This is a genomic window from Microbacterium sp. MMO-56, from assembly GCF_037146215.1.
GTDB lineage: Bacteria > Actinomycetota > Actinomycetes > Actinomycetales > Microbacteriaceae > Microbacterium.
In genome coordinates this window covers 1-23,259 of the sequence record NZ_JBBCVW010000002.1, presented here as the reverse complement: position 1 = coordinate 23,259, position 23,259 = coordinate 1, and the positions used below count along the sequence as shown (strand labels likewise).

Here is a 23,259-nt window from a genome sequence, read left to right as displayed (position 1 = left end):
GCCGTCCCCACTCCGGCCTAGGATCGGCGCATGCACCCGCGGCAAGACCCAGCGCCGACGCGACGCCCCCGAGACGGGGGCGGATCCCGCGCCGCGCTCGCCGGTGCGGCGTCCGTCGCGTTCGGGGCCGGCGTGGCCGAGCTCGCCGGCGCGCTGCTCGGGACGAGTCCCGTCGCGGCGGTGGGGTCGACCCTCATCGATCTCGCGCCGCCGTGGGGCAAGGATCTGGCGATCGCCCTGTTCGGGACGGGCGACAAGGCGGCTCTGATCACCGCCGTCGCGATCGTCCTGCTCCTGCTCGGTGCGCTGACCGGGCTCGTGTGGCGACGCTCGCGGGCCGCCGCCCAGACGCTCGTCGTCGTACTCGGCCTGCTCGGGCTCGCCGCCGCCGTGACCCGCGCCGATGCTCCGGCCCTCGCGGCGCTCCCCGCGGCGCTCGGAGCCGCCGGCACGCTCCTCGCCCTCGCTCGGCTCATGCCGCGCGCGGCGATGCACCCGGCGACCCCGCCGGCGGGAACGGCGCCGGGCGGCGCCGAGGCGACGGCCACCGGCCCCACCCGGCGCGCGTTCCTCGTGTGGACCGCCGGCGCGGCGGCCGTCGGGGCCCTCGCCGCGGCCGGCGGCTGGGCGCTGCAGGCGGGCTCGCGCGCCGCCTCCGCCCTGCGCGCCGCGATCGTCCTCCCCCGCCCCGTCCGCAGCGTCACCGTCCCGGCGTCCGCAGACCTCGGCATCCCGGGCCTCGCCCCGGTCGTGACGCCGAACGCGGACTTCTACCGCATCGACACGGCTCTCACCCTGCCGCAGGTGGATCCCACGACCTGGCGGCTGCGCATCCACGGGAAGGTCGACGAGGAGGTCGAGCTCGGCTGGGACGACCTGATGGCCCTGCCGCTCGAGGAGAGCGTGACGACGCTGACCTGCGTGTCCAACGAGGTCGGCGGCGACCTCGTGGGCACGGCGGTGTGGCTCGGCTATCCGATCCGTCATCTGCTCGCGCGCGCGGGCGTGCACCCGGATGCCGACATGGTGCTGTCGACCTCGGCGGACGGGTTCACCGCGGGCACGCCCCTCGAGGCGCTGACCGACGACCGCGACGCGATCCTGGCGGTCGGGATGAACGGCGAGCCCCTGCCGATCGCGCACGGATTCCCGGTGCGGATGGTGGTCCCCGGGCTCTACGGCTACGTCTCGGCGACGAAGTGGGTCGTCGATCTCGAGGTCACCCGGTTCGCGGATGCGCAGGGCTACTGGATCCCGCGCGGGTGGTCGGAGCGCGGGCCGATCAAGCTCGCGAGCCGTATCGACGTGCCGCGGCACGGCGCGAACGTCGCGGCGGGTGACGCCATGATCGCCGGGGTCGCCTGGCAGCAGCACGTCGGCGTGCGCGGCGTGGAGGTGCGCGTCGACGACGGACCGTGGCAGCCGGCGACGCTGGCGACCGCCATCTCGTCGGACACCTGGGTGCAATGGATGCTGCCGTGGCAGGCGAGCGCCGGCCGGCACACGATCACCGCACGGGCGATCGGCGAGGACGGCGAGCCGCAGACGGCCGCGCCCGCACCGCCGGCACCCGACGGCGCGACGGGGTGGCCGACCGTCGGCGTGACGGTCGCCTGACCCGGCCGGAATCGCCACCTCCCTCGGCGCGGCGGCCGAGGATATGCTGTGCCCAGCGTCCCCCCGGCGAAAGGTCTCCCGTGCGCGTACTCGTCACCAGCTCCCGCAACACCTTCGCGCTCGACATCATCCGCAAGCTCGGCAGTCTCGGGCACGAGGTGCACGCGAGCGACACGTATGCAGGCGCGGTCGGCAGCCACTCCCGGTATCTGACCGGGCACTTCGTCACCTCGTCGCCGCGGTTCGAGACGGATGCGTTCATCGAGGAGATCGGCGGCTACGTCGCCGAGCACGGCATCGAGCTGATCATCCCGTCGTTCGAGGAGGTCTTCTACCTCGCCGCCCGCGCCGACGATCTGCCGGCCGGGGTCCGCGTCTACGCCGGGAGCTTCGCCGACCTGGCCCGTCTGCACGACAAGGCGAGCTTCCAGCGTCTCGCCGCGTCGGCGGACGTTCCCCTTCCCGAGACCGTGGTCGTCACCAGCCCCGACGAGTTGACGGCGGCGATCGCGCGCTTCCCCCGCTACTTCGCCCGCGCCGCCTTCTCGCGCGGAGGCGTGGGGCTGCTCACCAACACCGGCCCGCTGGCGGGAACCGTCCTGGTCGAGAGCTGCATCCCGACGCCCGAGCAGCCCTGGCTCGTGCAGCCGTTCGTGGACGGACCGATGGTCTGCTCCTACAGCACGATCGTCGACGGCCGCATCACCTCCCACTGCACCTATCGGGCGCCGGAGCAGTGGCACCACAGCACGGGCATCACGTTCCTCGCCGTGGACAGCACCGACACGCTCGCCTACGCGCAGCGCATCGTCGACGCGCTCGACCCGTCCTTCAGCGGACAGCTGTCGTTCGACTTCGTCGACTCGGACCAGGGGCTGCGGATCATCGAGTGCAATCCGCGCCCGACCAACGGAGTGATCCTGCTCGAGGCGGAGGCCTTCGCGGAGGCGCTGGTCGGTGAGGCGGATGTCACCGCGATCGCGGAGCCGGGCACCGAACGTCAGGTCAGCCTCGCCGTCCTGGCCGACTGCTTCAGCGAGCCGCTCTCGCACCTGCCGACGTCGCTGCACGATCTCCTGCACGTGCGGGACGTGGGCGCGGGCTGGCACGACTCCCTCGCGATGCTGTGGAGTCCCGCGACGATCGTCCACGGCGCCAAGGTGGAGCACGGCTCCCGCGCCGAGATCCTCGCCGCCCTCGGCGACGACATCGTGTGGAACGGCGAGCCGATCGAGGGCATGAGCGGTGCGGATGCCGAAGCGCTGGAGGACGTGCACGCGGGGCGCGTCTGAGGGTCGTCGTCAGCGGGCGGTCAGCTCGTCGACGCGCGCCAGAGCCCGCAGCAGCTGCGGCGCCCGCGCGGAGATCCCGACCCGCGGCAGCCGGTCGAGCGCGCCCGCCTCGTCGACGAGGCGGCGGTGCTGACCCGTCACCAGACGTCGCGTCGCGTTCAGGAGGGCTGCGGGATGCGTGTCGAGTGCGCTGTGCCCGTTGTGGATGCTCACGAGCACGCCGTCCTTCGCCGAGGCCGCCGCGCGTCGGGCGATCGCCACGGGGGTGCGCAGGTCGCGGTCGCCGGCGAGAGCCACGAACGGCCAGTCGAACGCGGCCGTGCCGGCGACGACGTCGTGGGGTGAGCCGGCGAAGGCGGGGAAGCGGCCGGCCAGCGGCGCGTAGGTGAGGGCGGGATCGAGCGGCCCCCCGTCGAGAGGCGCTCCATAGCCGAGCTCGCGGAAGCCGATCGCCCCGACGAGGTCGAACTCGTACACGCCGGGGATGCGCGCGATCGACGCGTCCCGCGTGGCGTAGGCGCGCAGCGCCGCCCACAGGAGGCCGCCACGGCCGCGCAGACGCCGGCGGACCACGGTGCCGGTCAGCTCCGCGCCGCTCAACTCGTGGGCGGCGCGGACGACGTCGAGGAGGGTGCGCTGGTCGACGCCCCCGGCCACGAGGCGCCTGATCCCAGAAGCGACCTCATCGTCGGCGTCCCAGAACAGGGCGCGGACGGCGGCGCGCTCGATCTCGAGATCGGCGGGCGACTGGAGCGCCGAATCCAGCAGCATCCCCGCGACGCGTCCGGGGTGTCGCATGCCGAACGCCGCGGCCAGGTAGCTGCCGTACGACGAGCCGACGAGGTGCGCGCGGTCGACGCCCTCGCGGTCCAGCACCGCCGCGAGGTCGTCGAGCACGGCGTCGACGCGCATCGCCGAGAACGGCAGGTCGTGCCCGGCGAGGTCACGGCGCGAGCGCCCGACGCCGCGGTGCTCCACCATGATCAGGTCGAGCCCGCCATGGGCGGCCCAGCGGCGCAGTGCCCCGTACGGTCGCAGCGCCCCCAGTCCCGGACCGCCGGGGATCACCACCGCGGGCGTCCGGGTCCGGGGGCCCGAGCGCACGTAGGCGAGATCGAACGCGGGACCGTGGACGTCTGCGGGGCGCCGCACCGTCGCGATCCGCGCGACAGCCCGCTCTCTCTCCGGCCCGCGCATCACCACCGCCCCGCGTCAGACCACGAGGACGAGTCGCAGCTGCTCGACGGCCCAGTCGAGTTCGGTGGCCCGCACGACGAGCGGCGGTGCGATCCGGATCGTCTGCCCGTGCGTGTCCTTGACCAGGACGCCGCGGGCGAGCAGACGCTCGGCGACCTCGCGACCGGTGCCGTGGGCCGGGTCGATGTCGACGCCCGCCCAGAGCCCCACGACGCGCACGGCTGTGACCCCCTGCCCGACCAGGGACTCCAACGACGCGGCGAGGTGCGCGCCGAGAGCCTCCGCGCGGGTCTGGAACTCGCCCGAGGCGAGCATCTCGACCACGCGCAGCCCGACCGCGCACGCGAGCGGGTTGCCTCCGAACGTGGAGCCGTGCTCGCCGGGCCGGAGGATGCCGAGCACGTCGGCGTCGGCGACGACGGCGGACAGCGGCACGATGCCGCCCCCGAGGGCTTTGCCGAGGAGGTACACGTCCGGCACGACGCCTTCTCGATCGCAGGCGAAGGTCGTACCCGTGCGGGCGAGGCCCGACTGGACCTCATCGGCGAGGAACAGGACGTTCTCACGGTCGCAGATGTCGCGGACTGCGCGCAGGTACCCCTCGGGCGGGATCACGACGCCGGCCTCGCCCTGGACGGGTTCGATCAGCACGGCGGCCGTGTTCTCGTCGACGGCCGCGGCGATCGCGTCGGCGTCGCCGTAGGGCACCGACACGAACCCGGGAGTGAACGGCCCGAAGTCGGTGCGCGCCACCGGGTCGTCGCTGAAGCCCACGATCGTGGTCGTGCGGCCGTGGAAGTTGCCGTCGGCGACGACGATCGTGGCGGCGCCGTCCGGGACGCCCTTGACGCGGTAGGCCCAGGCGCGGGCGGCTTTGATGCCGGTCTCAACGGCTTCGGCGCCGGTGTTCATCGGCAGGACCATGTCCTTGCCGCACAGCTCCGCGAGCGCCGCGGCGAACGGTCCGAGCCGGTCGTTGTGGAAGGCGCGGCTGGTGAGGGTGACGCGTCCCAGCTGTTCCGTGGCCGCCGCCACGAGGGCCGGGTGGCGGTGCCCGAAGTTCAGCGCGGAGTACGCCGACAGGAGATCGAGGTAGCGTTTGCCCTCGACGTCGGTGACCCAGGACCCCTCGGCCCGCGCCACCACCACGGGGAGGGGGTGGTACGTGCGGGCGACGTGCGCCTCCTCCACGGCGATCGCCGCGGTCGTCGGGTCGTCGGGGGAAGCCGTTGTCATCGTGGTCCTCGTATCTCGAGCGTGCAGCACTTGATCCCGCCGCCGCCGAGGAGCAGCTCGGACAGGTCGATGGGGACCGGTTCGTATCCGCGCCGGCGCAGCTGCTCCGCGAAGCCTGTCGCGCGGGGCGAGAGGAAGACGTGCCGGCCGTCGGAGGCGGCGTTGAGCCCGAACACGGCGCCGTCCGCGTCCGACACGCGGATCGCGTCGGGGTAGCGCTCCTCCAGCATGCGGCGCGACGGCTCGTCGAACGCGCTGGGCAGGTAGGCGATGTTCGCGCGGGCCACGCCGCCGGGGCCCTCGACGGGGTCGAGCACGCACACGGCGGTGTCGAGGTGGTAGAACCGCGGGTCGACGAGGCGGAGCGAGACGACCTCGCGTCCGAACACCTCTCCGACCTCCGCGTGGCTCTCCCCCGCAGACCGGAATCCGCTCCCGGCGAGGATCGTCTCGCCCACCAGCAGGAAGTCGCCCTCGCCCTCCTGCACGGCATCAGGGCGCACGACGTCGAGGCCGTGCGCCTCGAACCAGGACATGAACGGCTCCTCCTCGCCGCGACGCTCCGGCACGCGGAATCGGACGCCGAGCGCCCGCCCGTCGACGACGAAGCCGCCGTTCGCCGTGTAGACCATGTCGGGGAGGTCCGGGATCGGATCGATCAGCTCCACCGTGTGACCGCGGGCGAGGTACGCGTCGTGGAGGGTCCGCCACTGGTCGACCGCTTTCGCCGTGTCGGTGGGGGCGGTGGGCTCCATCCACGGGTTGATCCGATAGCGGACGGTGAAGTGCTCGGGGCGGCACATGAGATACCGACGGCGCTGCGCGATGCGCTCGATCACGGTCACTCCTCGCTCCTCGCCTCCCCGCTCGGGGCGGACGGTCCGGCGGGACTCGTCGGCGGGCACGCCTCGTCGTATTCTGCCAGATCTCCCCCCGTTCGGCAGGGGCCCCTGCGCGACACCCGGTCGGTGAGTAGATTTTTTTCCATGTCACGTCGAACGGGGGAAGAGACGCGGGCGCTGCTCCTGCGGGTGGGCATGCAGATGCTGCTCGAGCGCGGCGTGTCCGCCGGAGTCCAGCACATCCGGCTGCAGGAGGTGCTGCGCCACGCGGGCTTGACGACGGGGGCGGCCTACCGGCTGTGGGCCGATCAGAGCGACTATCAGCGCGACCTCGCCGTCGCGATGGTGCGCCTGCGCCTGTCCGCACCCGCCGACTACGTGCACACCGCCATCGGGGAGCTCATCGCCTCCGGCGCGGACGGCGACGACGTCATCCGCGCGGCGGCGGAGGCGCATCTGCGCTCGGCAATGATGGACGCCGACGACCCGGCACGGTCGCTCGACGGGAAGCAGTTCCTCATCTCGCTCGCCCTGCGCACGACGGCCCACACCTGGCCCGAGCTCAAGGCCGCGAGCATGGAGCGCCACCACGAGTCGATCGCCGCGTTCGCCGAGCTCTATCAGCTGCTGATGGACGCGTACGGACTCCGGATGAAGTCGCCGTTGACGGTCACCGACTTCGCGGAGGCGATGGCGGCGCTCGGCGAGGGCTTCGCCGTGCGCGCACTCGAGGGCATCGACCACCCGCAGTACGACGCCGCGGACGGCGACGAGCTCCCGACCGGATCGTGGACCCTTTTCGCACTGGGCGTGCGCGCGCTGGTCGCGGAATTCATGGTTCCGATCCGGCGATCCGACGCGGGCGGGAGCTCTGGGGCCGAGTAAATCCCCCAACCCCAGAGCGACACTCCCCCCGGCGTGTCAGTGACGGTGAGATCGCAAGCGAGAACGCTATCGTCAACCTCCGTCGGCGCCCCCCAGAAGCGCCATTGCTATGGTGACCCGGCCGACCTTCAGAAACCAGAAAGATAACTTCTTTCTTCTGGTCCGGGTCAGATGATCGCGTCGCTCCACGGATCCGGGTTTCCGAAGCGATGTGCCGTCACGGCGATCGCCTGCTCGCGGAGGAACGGGAGCAGCTCGATCCGCCCCGCCGTCGTGACCGGATCGGCGTAGACGGCGACGTCCGGATCCCCGCCCGTCGCCGCCGCGAGCGCGCCCCGGAGCGTGGCGAGGGACGACTCCGCGCCGACGAGTCGCACCCGCGCGCCGCCCTCCGCCTCCACGCGGGCCCGCACGCGCGCGATCCATTCGTCGTCGGACTCGACCGACACCGGCACGTCCCTCTCGGCGAGCGCGTGCCGCACCGCGGCGGGAAGGCCCACCGGCGCACTGAGGTGGAAGGCGCCGCCCGCGCGCACACCGGCGACGGCGACGCGCAGGACGGCCTGCCATGCGGCGTCGCCCGTGGCGCGCACGGACACCTCGACCGGACGGTAGCGGAACAGGTTCCGCTCGACGCCCAACCGCGACACGTCGCGCACGCGGCCGAACTCGCGGTCCCATGCCACCGCGTCCGAGAGCGCGCCGCGACGCAGCCACTCGAAGGCCGTGTAATCGAGCGACGGCTGCGCGGCCTCGATCAGGGTGGTGATGCGCGAGTCGAGCCCGCGCAGGTGCAGGGTCGAGGAGGGCGTGCCGCCCGCGCTCGGCCGCCAGGATCCGAGGCCCATCAGATAGTGGGGCCCGCCGGCCTTCGTGCCCGGCCCCACGGACGAGCGCTTCCAGCCGCCGAACGGCTGTCGCTGCACGATCGCGCCGGTGATCCCGCGGTTGACGTACAGGTTGCCGGCCTGCACGGTGTCGAGCCAGTGCGCGAGGTCCTCCGGGTTCTGCGTGCACAGACCGGCGGTGAGGCCGTAGGCGACGGCGTTCTGCAGCTCGACGGCCTCCGCGAGAGAGCTCGCGTGCATGACGCCCAGCATCGGCCCGAAGAACTCCTCCAGGTGCGTGCGGGACCCCGGGCGGACCCCGACGCGGATGCCGGGGCGCCAGAGCCGCCCGCCGTGCTCCCCCGACGCATCGTCGACCGGGCGGGGCTCGACGAGCCACCGTTCGCCCTCCTCGAGCTCCGTCAGAGCCCACGCGAGCTTGCCGCGGGGCGGTTCGATGAGCGGGCCGACCTCGCTGAGCGGGTCGGTGGGGGCGCCCACCCGGAGCGAGGAGGTCGCGTCGACGAGCTGACGGACGAATCGCTCGGAACGCGCGACGGGCCCGACGAGGATCGCGAGCGAGGCCGCCGAACACTTCTGCCCGGCATGGCCGAACGCGCTCTTGACGAGGTCGGACACCGCGAGGTCGAGATCGGCCGACGGCATGACGATCATGGCGTTCTTGCCGCTCGTCTCGGCGAGCAGTGGCAGATCCGGGCGCCACGACCGGAACAGCGCCGCCGTCTCCCACGATCCGGTGAGGATCACCCGGTCGACGGCGGGGTGGGCGATGAGCTCGCGACCGAGGTCGCCCTCGTCGATGTCGACGAGGGCGAGCACGTCGCGGGAGACGCCGGCGTCCCACAGCGCCTCGGCGATGACCGCGGCGCAGCGGCGCGCCTGCGGGGCGGGCTTCAGGACGACGCCCGACCCCGCGGCGAGCGCCGCCAGCACCCCGCCGGCGGGGATGGCGACGGGGAAGTTCCACGGCGGAGCGACCACGGTGAGTCGCGACGGGACGAACACGGCCCCCGCGACCCGATCGAGCTCCTTGGCTGTGGCGGCGTAGTAGCGCGCGAAGTCGACGGCCTCGCTGACCTCCACATCGGCCTCGGCGAAGACCTTGCCGGTCTCGGATGCGGCGACCTCGATGAGCTCGGCGCGGCGGGCCTCGAGCGTGCGCGCCGCCGCCTCGAGGACCGTCGCGCGCTCGGCGGCGGGCGTCGCGCCCCAGCCCTCGGCCGCCGCGCGCACCCGCTGGACGACGGCCTCGATGCCCTCCTCGTCGCCGATGCGCGCCGCCTCGATCGTCGCGGCGCCCGCGGTGGACGTCTCGATGCGGCCCACCACCTCCGCCGCCCACGCACGGACCGCGGGAAGAGCCGGGTCGGAGTCGGGCGCGTTGCGGAAGCCGGCGGCGCCGGCATCGGCGGCCGGACCCGCGAGCTGCTCCCGACCGGTGAAGACGGCCGTGTCGACGAACTCCTGCCCGCCGAACACGTCGGCGCGCGCTCCTCGATCCTCGCGGGAGATCGCGAGGACGACGCCCGTGAGGTCGTCCTCGTGACGATCCTGGACCACCGGCGCACCGGCGTCGACCCGCGCGTCCGGCGCATCGGAGGAGACGTCGCCGATCTCGGCGGCGCGGTCCTGGCGTCGGTTCGGAACCGCGGGCAGGCCCGGGTCGAGGGAGCGCTCCAGGGAGGACACGAAACGGTCCCGCTCGCGCGCCAGCAGACCGGGGTCGGTGGACAGGTCGAACGCGGCGGACAGGAAGTTCTCGCTGGACGCGTTCTCCTCCAGGCGGCGCACGAGGTAGCTGATCGCGACGTCGAACTCGTCGGGGCGCACGACCGGGGTGTACAGCAGGACGCGGCCGACCTCGCAGGTCACGGCAGCCACCTGCCCCTGCGCCATCCCGAGGAGCATCTCGACCTCGACGTCGTCGCGCACACCGCGCCGTCCCGCGAGCAGCCACGCGTACGCGATGTCGAACAGGTTGTGACCGGCCACCCCGATGCGGACGCCGCGGGTGCGCTCGGGGCGCAGCGCCTCGTCGAGACAGCGCAGGTAGGAGGCATCCGTGTCAAGCTTCGAGGCGTGCGTCACGCACTCCCACCCGTGCATGACGGCGTCGACGCGCTCCATCGCGAGGTTCGCGCCCTTCACCAGCCGGACCTTGATCCGCGCGCCGCCCGCGTCGACGCGGGCGAGCGCCCACGCCGTCAGCTCGCGCAGCGCCGGCAGCGCGTCGGGGAGGTAGGCCTGGAGGACGATGCCCGCCTCGAGGCCGACCAGTCGCGGATCCTCGAGGAGACGGGTGAACACCGCGATCGTGAGGTCGAGGTCGCGATACTCCTCCATGTCGAGGTTGACGAACGTGCCCGTGTCCGCCGCGGTGAGATACAGCGGCAGCAGGCGCTCCACCACGAGGTCGACCGTCTCGTCGAACGCCCACATCGAGATGTGCGACGCGATCGCGGACACCTTGACCGAGACGTAGTCGACGTCGTCGCGGCGGATGAGGTCGTGGATGCCCTCGAGGCGGCGCCGGGCCTCCTCCTCGCCGAGCACCGCCTCGCCCAGGAGATTGAGGTTGAGTCGGGCGCCCGAGGATCGGAGGGCCGCGAGGGCCGGGCCGAGCTTGTCGGGGCGCGCATCGACGACGAGATGACCGACCATCTCGCGCAAGACGCGGCGGGCGATGGGGACCACCGGTGCGGGCAGGACGGGCGCGACGGCGCCCCCGGTGCGCACCGCGGCGCGCAGGTACCACGGGAGGAAGTCCGGCACGAGCGGCGCCACTCGCTGCAGGTTGGATGCCGCCGCCGCGAGCGACTCGGGGCGCATCACGCCGTCGACGAATCCGATCGTGAACGGCAGCCCGTTCGGGTCCTTCAGCACGCCCGCGAGACGCGCGGCGGCCGGGTCGGCCTCCACCTCGGCGGCTTCGGCGATCCAGCGCTCGGCGAGGGCGACCGCGTCGGCGGCGGGCACGGCGGGGTGGGGCTCGGGCATCGCGGTCTCCTCGGTCACAGGTCCAGACTGCACTGTCGTCACCGCAACAGGATGCGGGACACCTAAGATTCGACAAAAGCGATCATCCGTGATCGATACTGTTCGATGTTTCCGATGAGTGCGCCGGGGGTCGCCATGTTCGAACTGCGCCGCCTGCGGCTCCTCCACGAGCTGTCCCTGCGCGGCACGCTCGCCGCGGTGGCGGAGGCGCTGTCGTACAGCCCGTCCACCATCTCCCAGCAGCTCGCCCAGCTCGAGCGCGAGGCGGGCGTCCCGCTCCTGGTGCCGGACGGGCGGCGCGTCCGCCTCACCGCCCACGGCGCGGCCCTCGCCGCGCACGCGGCGCGCGCTCTCGATGCGGACGAGGACATCCGGGCAGCACTGGAGGAGCTCCGACCCGGCATCGCACCGGTGCGCATCGCCGTGCTGCAGAGCGCCGCGCGCGCCATCGTCCCCGCGGCGCTGACCCTGCTCGCCGGGCGAGCGCCCGATCTGCGCGTCGAGATCGCCGAGGTCCCACCGGAGGAGGGATTGTTCGAGCTGTCCGCGCGCGGGTTCGATCTCGCCGTCGCGGAGCAGTACCCGGGACTCACCCGCGCGCACCGCCCGAACCTCGACCGCACGGCGCTCGGGCACGACCCGATCCGCCTGGCATCGCCGCCGGGCGGGCCGGCGCTCCCCCTCGAAGAGCTCGCCGACCGCCCCTGGGTGTTCGAACCGCGCGGCACGGCCGCGCGCGAGTGGGCCGTGCAGCAGTGCCGCGCCGCCGGGTTCGAGCCCGACGTCCGCTACGAGCTCGCCGATCTCGGGGCGCACGTGGCGCTCGTCACGGCGGGCCACGCGACCGCGATGCTCCCCGATCTGCTGTGGGGCGACGAGCGGCCGCCCTTGACGCTGCGCGCACTCCCCGGCACGCCCGTGCGGGAGATCTTCGCCGCGTCCCGCCGCTCGGGAGCCTCCCGCCCGGGCATCCGTCTCGTCCGCGAGGCGATCGCGGACGCCTTCGCCGACCGCTCTTCGTCCCCCCGCTCGCGCGATCCGCGCTGACATGCCCGAGTGACGGAGGCGGCGCGTCCGCGCCCGGGCTTATACCCTGATCGGGTGACGACCCCGCCCGCCGCCGACCGACCGGCTCCGTCCGCGCCGGTCGCGCCGGGCGCTCCGGGCGGGTCGGGCACCGGGCCCGTGCCGCGGCCTGACCGGTTCGCCCGTCTACGCAAGGCCACCGACCGCGTGCCGACGACCTGGTTCGCCGCGATCGGCACCGGCGCGTTCCTGGTCGCGACCGCCGCGTTCGGCGGACTGAATGCGGTCGCCTCCGAGGAGGCGCCGCTCGCGCAGCTCACCGCGGGGCAGACGCACACCAGCGCGCAACTCGACGTCACGGTCGAGCGGGCCGCCCTCATCGACCGCCTCCCCGGGTCCGGCGTCACTCCCGACAGGGACGCCGGTGAGCGGCTCCTGGTCGTGCTCGTGCGACTGGAGAACCGCTGGGACCGCCCGCTGTCGTCGAGCTCGCAGCCGGGCTTCGCCCAGTCGGTGCGGCTGAAGGGTGATCCGCGACCCGCCCAGGGCGTCGTCCGAGAGGACGACCAGACGTCGCCGCTGTGGCTCCAACCGGGCGTTCCCGCTCTCCTCGCGTTCACGTGGGCGGTCGATCCCGACCGCTACGCCGACGCCTCGGACGTGACGATCGTCCTCGAGGACGGCGCCCTGGTCGTCGGCCAGATGCTCTACGTGGGCGAGGACTGGGGCGACTACGCCCCCGCCGCCGAGGTGACCGTTCCGCTGAAGGACGTCGGCGCGGGGGTGGGATCGTGAGGGCGGCCGCCGCCTGGGTCGTCGCCGTGTCGATGATCGTCGCGGCGTGGTGGATCGCGGGGGCGACCCCCGACGGCGAGCAGCGGATGCTCGACCCCTTCCCCGTCCGCGCGACGTGGGGACAGACCGTCGAGGCCGACAACCTCGGGGTGACGGTGCACGGTGCGCGTCTCGCCGATCGGGTGGCGACCGGCGGGTGGTCGGCCGACGGCCGGTGGCTCGTCGTGGACCTCGACGCCTGGATCGTACGCCGCGAGCCCGCCGCCCTGGGTCTGGCATACCTCCTCGTCGGGGATCGGACGTTCCTGGCGAGCGAGCGGGTCGCGGACTACGACGCGGATGCGTCCCTCGGCGGCTGGGGCCTGCACGCGGGCATCCCGCAGACGGGCACCCTCGTGTTCGAGCTGCCCGAAGACATCACCGACGACCCGGCCGCCGCCGGCGCGGTGCTGCAGCTCGCGCTCGGCCGTCCGCTCGCCGGCCGGTCGCCTCAGCAGAACCAGCAGGGCGGCACGGTCGTGGAGATCCCGGTCGATCTCACCGCCGTCGCGCACCAGGACCTGATCGACCTCGGGACGACGACCTGGACGGATGACCCGGACGGAGCCTCATCATGACCCGCCGGTGGTGGCGCCGCAACGCCGTCGCGCTGATCGCGCTCGTCATCCTCGTGCCGACCGGCGTGTGGGCCTTCGATCAGATCGAGGGCGGCCTCGCGCGGTCCGCGCAGCACACCGTCGCGCCCGGGGAGAGCATCCGTGTGGGCGACTGGACCTTCGCACCGCCGACGATCGAAGCGGTGGACCCGGCCGAGGTGGGGGCGCCCGCCGGGAGCGATCCCGTGATGGTGCGCGTCTCGGTCACGCCGGGGCGCGACGACGTCCTCTGCGACCGTCCGGGCCTGGTCGACCCCGCGACCGGACGGGAGTGGGCGACGTCCTTCGGGCTGGAGGCGCCGAGCGGTGCGGACGAGCTCGGCTCCTGCTCGCCGGACTCACCGGAGCCCTTCGACCTCGCCACCCTCATCCTGCTGCCCGCCGCTGGAGCCGGCGGACTCGACCGTCTCACCGTGACGGTCCCCATCTCGCTGCGCGAGGACGAGGTCCGCTCGGTCTACCGCTTCGACGTCGTCCGCTGAGGCATCCGTCGCCGGGCCGACTGCGGGTTCCGCACTCTCGTCGTCCTGCTCCGAGCGCACGAGCCGCGCGACCGTCGCGTCGTAGGTCGCGGCGATGACGCTGATGCGCACGGGCTCGACGAGCACCGCCGCGAGCGAGACGAGCGCGAGCGACACCGGCACCCAGAACGACCACTCGTGCGGACCGAGCGCGCGCGAGGCGCCCACGAGCAGCCACTGCTCGCCGAACTCCACGAGCGTGAAGAGGAGGACGTACCCGGCGATGAGCAGCGGGCCCGCCCTCCACATGAGCACGATCGCGGCACCGATCGGCCGGAAGCGGCCCACGACGAGGCTCTCCCAGTAGTCCCCGATCCGGCGCCGGGCCCGCGCGGGCAGCACATGGTACGTGCGCCGGACGCGGGAGAGCCGCTCGACGGCCCGGCCCCCGCTCAGTCGCGGCGCCGCCGCCTTGACCGCCTGCCCGTAGATGACCCCGGCGATCGTGAGCCACGCGATCGGCAGCAGGACGATGCCGCCCGCCTCCGACAGGACGAGCCCGACGACGTCCCACACGAGCCCCAGCGGCGCGAGCCAGCCCGTCATGCCTCCGCGCAGATCCGCGAGCCACACCAGACCCTGCCGCGTCTGCACCCATCCGGCGACGAGGGCGACGAGGTCGGTCACGAGGTAGGCGGCGAGGTAGACCCACAGCGCCTCGAGATAGACCGCGACGATGCCGGCGAGCCGAGCGGCCCCGGCACGACGCGGCAGCCGCGACCCGAAGCGCTTGTAGGCCCAGCGCCCGGCGAACGCGATCACGAGCAGCCCGATCGTCAGCGGGGTGAATCCGAGGTCGGAGATCGTGCCCGCCGTGTCGTAGTCGAGACCCTCCACCGCGGCGCGCAGACCCCAGGCGAGCTGCCACTCGAACGCGTCGTTCGTGTAGGAGATGACGTCCTCGCGGATGAACCCCCACGCCGCGTAGAACGCGACGAAGGGCAGGATGCCGCCCAGCACGCCGTCGAGGAAGGCCGTGCGCCGGTCGCCGGCATCCGCCGGGACGGAGGCGACCGATCGCAGGCCGGGCATGCTCCCACGCAGGACAAGGAACATCGCCACGTACGCGACGAGGAGCGCGAGCGCCGCGACCGGCAGCAGCAGGATCCCGCCGACGGCGGAGCGCGCACCCACCCACGCGGCGAGCTTGAGCACGAGGAAGTGGACGAGCGTCCCCCCGAGCATCCACGCCAGCAGCGCCGGCCAGTGGGCCAGCCACAGTCGGACGGCTCGGACGAGGACGGAGGGCACGCGTCGAGGCTAACGGGTGCCCGGTGCGGGCGCGAGCGCGCGGCCGGCGGTCAGTCCCACTCGCTCGGCGCGGGGGCCTTCGTCGAGGGCAGAGCGGCGCCCGCCGCCCAATCGGCGATCCACTCCGGCAGCGGAGGGAGGTCGTCGGGGCGGCCCAGCGCGGCGAACAGCTCATCGGTGTTCACGACCCCGCCGCTCTTGCGCAGGAAGCGGGCCCGCACGATTGCCTCGGCGTAGACCTCCCCGTCCACCACGGCGCGGTGGATCTGGTACACCGCCTTGTCGTCGTGCCCGTACAGGCGCGACTCCACCGTGAAGCGCTGCCACAGCTGCAGCGACTTGCGGAACGAGACCGTCTCGCTCGCGACCACCGCGTACCAGTCGTGCGCGTTCATCGCATCCCAGAGCCCCGTGCGGATGAGCAGGTCGAAGCGACCCAGATCGAACAGCGACGCGTAGCGACCGTTGTTCATGTGCATCAGCAGGTCGATGTCGGTCGGCAGCGTGCGCAGTCGGATCCGTCCCACCGTGCGCGGCGGGAGAGGACCGCGGCGACGCAGCAGCACCCGCGCGCGCCAGATCGTCAGCAGGGTTCGCCACCAGACATTCACCCGGGGATGCTATCGGTATCCCCGATCGGATCCGCACATCGGTTGTAGGCATCCGCCAACTCGGACGCCCCTGTCTCGGAGAGCGTCGCACCGATCGGATGCCCGCCGCGGAGCCGTGCGCCGCCGATTTCGTGTTTGCCGGGGCCGGACGTAGAGTCGCCCCATGGAAGCCTCTTCCGACACCGCAGCTCCGACCGACACCGTCGTCCGTCCCGTCCGCGATGCGGATGCCGAGGCCCTGGGCCGCGTGCACGCGGCGTGCTGGCACCAGACCTACGACCACCTCATCAGCAAGGCGGCCCTCGAGAACGTGTCGCCGCGCCGGCTCGCGGAGCTGTGGACCCACTGGGCCGCGCAGGGGCCGGAGTTCCGGATGTCCGCCGCCCTCGTCGGCGGCGAGATCATCGGCTTCGTCGGCTCGGGCCCCGCCCGCGACCGCGATGCCCCGCGTCACCGCGAGCTGTACTTCATCTACCTGCTCGACCGCTTCCACGGCACCGGCATCGGCCAGCAGCTGCTCGACGCCGCGATCGACACGGAGGAGCCCGCGTACCTGTGGGTCGCCGAGGACAACCCGCGCGCGCACCGCTTCTACACCCGCAACGGCTTCGCGCTCGACGGCGCGACCCACACGGAGCCCTTCCTCGGTGAGACCCTCACCGAGGTCCGCTTCGTGCGCTGACCCGCCCCCGCGCGCCTCGCCCCCGCGCGTCGCGCCCCCGCGCGCCTCGCCCCCGCGCGTCTCGCCCCCGCGCTCGGCTCGCCCTCGACTTCGCCGAGTGTCCACAACACGCGGCATCCCACCCCGACGCCACCGCGCGTCGTGGACACTCGCCACCCGATCGTGCGCAGAGGTGTGCGAGGGCAGGGTCTCGACCCTTGCTCGCGCACCCCGCATCCGTCCCGAGCCCCAGCGCCGCCCCGCATCCGTCCCGAGCCCCGGCGCCGCCCCACATCCGTCCCGAGCCCCAGCGCCGCCCCGCATCCGTCCCGAGCCCCGGCGCCGCCCCACATCCGTCCCGAGCCGCCGCATCCCGCATCCTCGCCGAGTGTCCACGACATGCGGCATCCGACCCCCACGCCACCGCGCGTCGTGGACACTCGGCGGCGGGACGCGCGGCGAGAAGGGGCGAGAAGGGCGAGAAGGGCGAGAAGGGCGAGAAGGGGCGAACGGGGAAAGGGCGACGACGGCGAGGGGGAGCCGGCGAGGGGGCGCTCAGCGGGAGGAGACCGTGCCGAACAGGCGCGCGACGGGCGCGATCACCATCGGACGGGCGGCGACCCAGGCTCCCGCGATCACGGCCAGGGAGAGCACGAAGAACCAGAAGCCCGTCCAGTTGTCGGCATACGCGGTGGGGTCGGTCGAGCCCTGCGCGGCGTACATGTGGTTGAGGTTGCGCAGGGCGCCGGTCGCCAGCACCAGGAACACGTGGATCGCGATGAAGACCACGAAGAAGAGCATCGTCGGGAAGTGGATCTTGCGCGCCCATTCGATCGGATACGCGGCGCTGAGCTTCGCGTTCTTCTTGGGCCACAGGCCGCTCATGCGAAATCCCGAGGCGATCGCGAGCGGTGCGGCGATGAAGACCGTCGAGAAGTAGGCGAGCTGTTGCAGCGAGTTGTAGTTCACCCATCCGTTCTCGGTCGGCCAGTCCAGCGAGATGTACTGGAGCACCGCGCTGACCGCGTTGGGGAACACCTCCCAGCTCGTCGGCACGATCCGCATCCACTGACCGGTGACGAAGAGGAGGACGACGAAGACCGCGCCGTTGACGATCCACAGCAGGTCGAGGGCCTGGTGGAACCAGATCGTGAGGCTCGTCTTGCCCTTCTTGTTGCGGCGCGGGGTCCAGAACACGGCGGGGCGCTTCTCCCTGCGCACGGTGAGACCCGTGCGGATGATCAGCACCATGAGGAACGCGTTGAAGAAGTGCTGCCAGCCGAGCCATGCGGGGATGCCCACGGGCGCCCCCTCGGGCAGGTGGTACTCCCCGGGATAGGTGGCGACGAAATCGCGCAGCGCATCGAGGCTCAGCAGGAACCTCACCAGGGCGACGGCCATGCCTGCGAGGATGAGGAGCGCGAGGCCTCCGACGACGAGCGCGCCCGCCCACTGCAGCTTCGTGAACGGTCCGAGGCGGACGGGCTCTGCCACTGGCACGGGACGCCGGTTCGCCGCGCGGCCGGGCCACACACTCCGCGGCACGGTCAGAGGTGCCCGCTCGGCGAGGGGGACCTCTGCGTCGACGCGAGCCGGCAGGTCCCCGGGAGACACGGGCGCCTGGGGCGGCGCCGCGTTCGCGGAGGCGTATGCCGCGGGGGGCATGGACGTGATTCCCGGCGCATCGGCAGCGGGCGCGATGACGTCCGATACGGATGCGGGAACGGATGCCGCCGAGCCGGCCGGCGGCCACGGCTCCGCCCCCGAGGCGCGCGGCAGCCCCCGTCGCAGCGGGACGGAGGCTCCCTGAGCCGGGGCATCGACATCCGCGCCGCGCGAGTCGGGCGTCGAGGCATCCCCGTCCGGAAGATCGTCACCGGCCGGCGTCGCCGTGCGGGTGACGACATCGACCGCCGTCGGCGTCGGTCCAGCCGCGGGCTCGATCCCGACGGTCTCGGCCACGCCCTCAAGCCCCGCGGTCTGAACCGCACCCTGGGGGGCAGCGATGGTCGCAGGCGGCCAGGGCTCTCCCCCGGCCACTCGCGGCAGCCCTCGCCGAAGGACTCCCCCGACCTCGCGGGATTCGGCCCGCACGTTCGGGGTCGCCTCTGGTCGCTCAGGGCTGTCCACACCGATCACATGCGACCCCGAACCCGCAGCAACCGACCCCGAACCCGCAGCACCCGACCCCGAACCGGCAGGAAGCGACCCCGAACCCGCCGGACGCGACCCCGAAGTCAGGGAACCCGCGTCCGGAGCAGCCCCACCGGCACGAAGCGACCCCGAACCCGCAACACCCGCCGCAACACCCGACCCCGAACCCGCCGCACCCGACGCAGACGCCAGCCCAGGATCGCCCTCGAGGCCCTCGAGACCCGCGAGACCCGCGACCGCGGCCGGCGGCCACGGCTCGCCGCCCCGCACGCGGGGAAGCCCCCGGCGCAGCGGCGACCCCGAACCCGGCGTCGCCATCAGGCCTTCTTCGCCTCGAGCGCGGCGATCAGCTGGGGGACGACCTGGAACACGTCGCCCACGATGCCGTAGTCGGCGATGTCGAAGATCGGCGCATCGCCGTCCTTATTGATCGCGACGATCGTTTTCGCGGTCTGCATGCCGGCCTTGTGCTGGATCGCGCCGGAGATGCCGAGCGCGACATACAGTTGCGGCGCGACCGAGACACCGGTCTGCCCGACCTGGTGCGACGAGGCGATGTACCCCGCGTCGACCGCGGCGCGGGATGCTCCGACGGCTGCCCCGAGGGCGTCCGCGAGCTGCTCGACGAGGACGAACTTGTCGGCGGAGCCGAGGCCCCGCCCCCCGGAGACGACCTTCGCCGCGCCGCGCAGCTCGGGCCGCGACGAGACGGTCGCCTCGGCGGTGAACCCCGCGATCTCGGCGGCGGGAGCACCCGACGGTGTCACGGTGAGGGGCACGACGACCGGGGCGTCGACGGCGGCGGCCCGCGCATCCACGGCGCCCTGGCGCACCGTGATGAGGGGAGTCCCGAACGTCGGCGCGCTGACGGCGTTGTATGCACCGCCGTAGACCGAATGCTGCGCGAGGACGCCCTCGTCGTCGCGCGCCACGCCCACGGCATCCACCGCAAGGGCGGAACGGGACCGCACGGCGAAGCGGCCGGCGACGTCGCGACCCTCGACGGAGTGCGAGATGAGCACGGCGTCCGGTCGGACGAGGGCGGATGCCGCGGCGAGGGCGTCCACGATCGGGACGGTGAGCGCGGCGTCGGCGCCGCCGAGCCCGGCGGTGAGCACGACCGTCGCGCCGAGGGCGCCGGCGGCCGCAGCCAGCGGCGCCTGCGCGTCCTCCGCCGCCACGACGAGGGCGACGGGGGTACCCACCGCGGCCGCCGCGCCGAGGAGCCCGGCGGCGGAGGATGCGAGGGCGCCCTCCGGGGTGACGTCCAGCAGGACCAGGATCGAGTCCGAAGCGAAATCCGTCATGTCCGTCTCCCTCACGCCAGCCGGTTCTCGATGAGGTAGGCCGCGAGCCGCTCGCCCGCGTCTCCCTCGTCGACGATCTTGACTCCCGCTCCGCGCGGGGGCTTCTCGCTCACCGCGGTGAGGATCGACTGCGGCGCGGCGGCCGGGTCGACGTCGACGCCCAGGTCTGCGAGCGAGACCGTCTCGAAGGGCTTCTTCTTCGCTGCCATGATGCCCTTGAAGTTCGGGAAGCGTGCGTCCGGGAGGGCTTCGGTGACCGAGATCACGGCGGGCAGGGCGGCGGAGATCCGAGCCGTGCCGCCGTCGGTCGTGCGCGTGCCCGAGACGCTCGTCTCGCCGATCTCGACGGACGACAGGGCGGTCGCCTGCGGCACGCCGAGATGCTCGGCCAGCATCGCGGGGATGACCCCGCCCGATCCGTCGGTGGACACGTTGCCCGTGATGACCAGGTCGAATCCGACGCGCCGGACGGCAGCGGCGAGCACGGCCGCGGTGATCCCGAGGTCGGCGCCGGAGAGCGCGGGGTCGACGACCTGCAGTGCGGATCCCGCCCCCATCGCGAGCCCCTTGCGCACCGTCGCGGCCGCTTCCTCGGCGGCCATGGACACGACGGCGACCTCGGTGCCGGGGTGCGCGTCGGCGTAGGAGAGGGCGACTTCCAGCGCGCGCTCTCCGATCTCGTCGAGCACGCGGTCCGACGCGGCCCGATCGGCCAGACCGGTCTCGAGATCGAGCTTGCGGTCACCGTAGGTGTCGGGGACCTCTTTGACCAGCACCACGATTCTCATGGGATCTCCTTCGGAACAGCATCAGTCTAGGAGATGAAACGGAGTATCACCACAAGTGACCCTGCGTCTCATCGGGCGCACCGGTGGTCATCCATCGTCCGGAGGCCGTTCACCCCGGCGCAAGGTCGCTCGGGTAGCCAGATCGTGCACCGTTTCGCCCATCCGAAGGAATCCCATGCCTCCGCACGTCCGAAAGCGCACTCTCGCGACACTCGCCGCCGCCGCACTCGCCGGCTCGCTCGCCGTCGTCCCGACCACGGCGGCGACCGCCGCCGTGGTCCCCTCCCCGCCGACCGTCAGTGCCGACGACGCCGCGCTCGCCCTGACGCCGCTCGGCAGCTACGAGACCGGGATCTTCGATCAGTCCGCGGCCGAGATCGTCCAGCCCTACGGCGGGCGTCTCTTCGTCGTCAACGCCCAGGCGGGCGCGGTGGATGTGCTCGACGCCGCCGATCCGTCGGCGATGACGAAGCTGTACTCCCTCTCCTCCGACGGGGTCGCCAACTCGGTCGCCATCCGCGCAGACGGGCTGGGCGTCGCGGCCTTCGAGGCTCCCGTGAAGACGGATGCCGGTCACCTGGTCTTCTTCGACGCCGGCGCGCAGAGCCCCGCCGTCCTGGGCACCGTGACCGTCGGGGCGCTCCCCGACATGGTCACCTTCTCTCCGGACGGCGGATTCGTCGTCGTCGCGAACGAGGGAGAGCCCGCAGACGACTTCTCCTCCGACCCGGAGGGCTCCGTGTCCGTCGTCTCGGCGCCGGCGACGGTGGCCGCCCCCGCGCAGTCGGACGTCCGCACCGCCGACTTCCACGCGTTCGAGGGCGACGCACGTCCCGCAGGCGTGCGCGTGTTCGGCCCGCGTCCGCACGGCGACGACCTGCCGGTCAGCCGCAACCTCGAGCCCGAGTACATCACCGTCCAGGGCGACACCGCCTACGTGAGCCTCCAGGAGGCGAACGCCCTCGCGACCGTCGACCTCGCTGCGGCGACCGTGTCCGCGATCCACCCGCTCGGCGCGAAGGACCACGGTCTCGCCCGCAACGCCCTCGACCCGAGCGACAAGGACGACGTCGTCGAGCTGCGCACCTACGACGGGCTGAAGGGCCTCTACATGCCCGACGGCATCGCCTCCTACACGGCGGACGGGGCGACCTACCTCGTCACCGCCAACGAGGGCGACGCCCGCGAGTGGGGCGACTACGAGGAGGGCGCCCGCGTCAAGGATCTCGGCGAGGACGGGCTCGCGCCGGTGTGCGCGGACAGCCCTCTCGCCGGCGCCCTCGACGACGCGGACCTCGGCCGGCTCAATGTGACGACCGAGGACGGTCTGGACGCGGACGCCGGCTGCTACCGCGAGCTGTACGCGTTCGGGGGTCGATCCTTCTCGATCTGGTCGACCGACGGTGCGCTCGTGTGGGACTCGGGCTCGTCGTTCGAGGAGATCACCCGCGCGGCAGAGCCGGAGCACTTCAACGCCAACCACACGTCGTCGGACCTCGAGGCCCGCAGCGACGACAAGGGCCCCGAGCCCGAGTCCGTCGTGGTCGGCTCCCTCGGCGGGCGCACGTACGCCTTCGTCGGCTTCGAGCGCGTCGGCGGAATCGCCGCCTACGACGTCACCGACCCGTCCGCTCCGGCGTTCGTGACCTACGTCAACAACCGCGACTTCTCCCAGTCCGGCGATGAGAACCTCGCGGGCGCCGGCGACCTCGGTCCCGAGGGCCTCGCGTTCATCGACGCGGAGCACTCCCCCACGGGTCGTCCGCTTCTGGCGGTCGGCAACGAGGTGTCGGGGACGACGACCCTCTTCTCGATCGACCAGCTCGGCACGACAGAGCTGACGGTGCTCGGGGTCAACGACTTCCATGGTCGGATCGACGCGAACACGGTCGCGGTCGCGGGCACGGTCGAGGAGCAGCGCGCCGCCGCCCCCGGACCGGTCCTGTTCCTGTCCTCGGGTGACAACATCGGTGCGTCCCTGTTCGCGTCGTCGGTCGCGAAGGACCAGCCCACCATCGACGTCCTCAACACCCTCGGCCTGCAGGCCACCGCCGTCGGCAACCACGAGTTCGACCGCGGCTTCGCCGACCTCACCGGACGCGTCACCGACACCGCCGACTACCCCCAGCTCGGCGCCAACGTCTACCACAAGGGCACCACCACCCCCGCCCTCCCCGAATACCGCCTCCTCGACGCCGACGGCCTCACCATCGGCATCATCGGCGCCGTCACCCAGGAGACCCCCTCCCTCGTCTCCCCCGCCGGCATCACCGACATCGACTTCGGCGACCCCGTGCAGGCGGTCAACCGCGTCGCCGTGCACCTCACCGACGGCGACCCCGCCAACGGCGAAGCCGACGTGCTCGTCGCGCTCTACCACGACGGCGCCGGAGCAGGCACCCCCGACGGCGCCACCCTCGATCAGGAGACCGCCGCCGGCGGCGCGTTCGCCGCCCTCGTCACCGACACCGCACCCTCCGTGGACGCCATCTTCACCGGCCACACCCACAAGACCTACGCCTGGTCCGCACCCATCCCCGGCACCGACCGCACCCGCCCCGTCGTCCAGACCGGC

General features: G+C 72.9%; 17 protein-coding genes. 8 read left to right on the top strand and 9 right to left on the bottom strand.

Translation table 11 applies throughout. From position 1 onward, the window contains the following. Positions 1–30 precede the first annotated feature (30 nt). Together WFI00_RS01815 and WFI00_RS01810 are read left to right on the top strand one after the other, a co-directional pair. On the top strand, positions 31–1,617 hold the full coding sequence (locus WFI00_RS01815) for a molybdopterin-dependent oxidoreductase (protein ID WP_336630855.1): 1,587 nt from the start codon (positions 31–33) through the stop codon (positions 1,615–1,617). Between the two features lie 80 nt (positions 1,618–1,697). Continuing rightward, positions 1,698–2,909, top strand: coding sequence for a carbamoyl-phosphate synthase large subunit (locus WFI00_RS01810; protein ID WP_336630854.1), 1,212 nt, complete (start codon positions 1,698–1,700; stop codon positions 2,907–2,909). 9 nt (positions 2,910–2,918) lie between these two features. Here WFI00_RS01810 and WFI00_RS01805 read toward each other — a convergent pair whose 3' ends face one another. Genes WFI00_RS01805 through ddaH form a run of 3 tightly spaced genes read right to left on the bottom strand, consistent with a single transcriptional unit; the run spans position 2,919 to position 6,145 of the window. Then, positions 2,919–4,061 carry an alpha/beta fold hydrolase gene (locus tag WFI00_RS01805; protein WP_336630853.1) on the bottom strand — a complete coding sequence of 381 codons (1,143 nt, stop codon included), beginning with the start codon at positions 4,059–4,061 and terminating at the stop codon, positions 2,919–2,921. Between the two features lie 60 nt (positions 4,062–4,121). Next, positions 4,122–5,342 (bottom strand): ornithine--oxo-acid transaminase, encoded by a 1,221-nt coding sequence (gene rocD, locus WFI00_RS01800; RefSeq protein WP_336630852.1) that lies wholly within the window; start codon positions 5,340–5,342, stop codon positions 4,122–4,124. Continuing rightward, positions 5,339–6,145, bottom strand: a complete 807-nt coding sequence (gene ddaH, locus WFI00_RS01795) for a dimethylargininase (protein WP_442928284.1) — start codon at positions 6,143–6,145, stop codon at positions 5,339–5,341. Before ddaH ends, rocD begins: the two co-directional genes overlap by 4 nt. A 183-nt stretch (positions 6,146–6,328) precedes the next feature. Between ddaH and WFI00_RS01790 the strand changes: the two genes are divergently transcribed. Beyond that, positions 6,329–7,069, top strand: a complete 741-nt coding sequence (locus WFI00_RS01790) for a hypothetical protein (RefSeq protein ID WP_336630851.1) — start codon at positions 6,329–6,331, stop codon at positions 7,067–7,069. Positions 7,070–7,236: 167 nt separating this feature from the next. Here WFI00_RS01790 and WFI00_RS01785 read toward each other — a convergent pair whose 3' ends face one another. After that, complete coding sequence (locus WFI00_RS01785; protein ID WP_336631138.1) at positions 7,237–10,914, bottom strand: proline dehydrogenase family protein; 3,678 nt, start codon at positions 10,912–10,914, stop codon at positions 7,237–7,239. Positions 10,915–11,049: 135 nt separating this feature from the next. Here WFI00_RS01785 and WFI00_RS01780 point away from each other — a divergent pair, with 135 nt between their 5' ends. From WFI00_RS01780 to WFI00_RS01770, 3 genes are read left to right on the top strand one after another with little or no spacing between them, the layout of a single operon-like run. Then, positions 11,050–11,961 (top strand): LysR family transcriptional regulator, encoded by a 912-nt coding sequence (locus tag WFI00_RS01780; RefSeq protein ID WP_336631137.1) that lies wholly within the window; start codon positions 11,050–11,052, stop codon positions 11,959–11,961. A 54-nt stretch (positions 11,962–12,015) separates the two neighbouring features. Beyond that, positions 12,016–12,735: a hypothetical protein gene (locus tag WFI00_RS01775; protein ID WP_336630850.1), complete on the top strand. Its 720-nt coding sequence runs from the start codon at positions 12,016–12,018 to the stop codon at positions 12,733–12,735. Beyond that, complete coding sequence (locus tag WFI00_RS01770; protein WP_336630849.1) at positions 12,732–13,352, top strand: hypothetical protein; 621 nt, start codon at positions 12,732–12,734, stop codon at positions 13,350–13,352. The genes WFI00_RS01775 and WFI00_RS01770 overlap by 4 nt, the downstream gene beginning before the upstream one ends. Positions 13,353–13,729: 377 nt before the next feature. Here the strand turns inward: WFI00_RS01770 and WFI00_RS01765 are convergent, their stop codons facing one another. Further along, entirely contained in the window at positions 13,730–15,163 is a 1,434-nt protein-coding gene (locus WFI00_RS01765) for a hypothetical protein (protein WP_336630848.1), read from the bottom strand. A gap of 50 nt (positions 15,164–15,213) precedes the next feature. Continuing rightward, positions 15,214–15,774: an acyl-CoA thioesterase gene (locus tag WFI00_RS01760; RefSeq protein ID WP_336630847.1), complete on the bottom strand. Its 561-nt coding sequence runs from the start codon at positions 15,772–15,774 to the stop codon at positions 15,214–15,216. Between the two features lie 163 nt (positions 15,775–15,937). On the opposite strand from WFI00_RS01760, the gene WFI00_RS01755 reads away from it, so the two are divergent. After that, on the top strand, positions 15,938–16,456 hold the full coding sequence (locus WFI00_RS01755) for a GNAT family N-acetyltransferase (RefSeq protein WP_336630846.1): 519 nt from the start codon (positions 15,938–15,940) through the stop codon (positions 16,454–16,456). Between the two features lie 534 nt (positions 16,457–16,990). On the opposite strand, the gene WFI00_RS01750 is transcribed toward WFI00_RS01755, so the two are convergent. The 3 genes from WFI00_RS01750 to WFI00_RS01740 form a co-directional block, all read right to left on the bottom strand. Continuing rightward, positions 16,991–18,397 (bottom strand): cytochrome b/b6 domain-containing protein, encoded by a 1,407-nt coding sequence (locus WFI00_RS01750; protein ID WP_336630845.1) that lies wholly within the window; start codon positions 18,395–18,397, stop codon positions 16,991–16,993. Positions 18,398–18,906: 509 nt separating this feature from the next. Continuing rightward, positions 18,907–19,896: an electron transfer flavoprotein subunit alpha/FixB family protein gene (locus WFI00_RS01745; RefSeq protein WP_336630844.1), complete on the bottom strand. Its 990-nt coding sequence runs from the start codon at positions 19,894–19,896 to the stop codon at positions 18,907–18,909. 11 nt (positions 19,897–19,907) lie between these two features. After that, the gene (locus tag WFI00_RS01740; protein WP_336630843.1) at positions 19,908–20,684 is read right to left on the bottom strand and encodes an electron transfer flavoprotein subunit beta/FixA family protein; all 777 of its coding nucleotides are present in this window, start codon (positions 20,682–20,684) and stop codon (positions 19,908–19,910) included. 175 nt (positions 20,685–20,859) lie between these two features. Between WFI00_RS01740 and WFI00_RS01735 the strand changes: the two genes are divergently transcribed. Continuing rightward, a partial coding sequence (locus WFI00_RS01735) for a choice-of-anchor I family protein (protein WP_336630842.1) occupies positions 20,860–23,259 on the top strand: 2,400 nt, incomplete at its 3' end.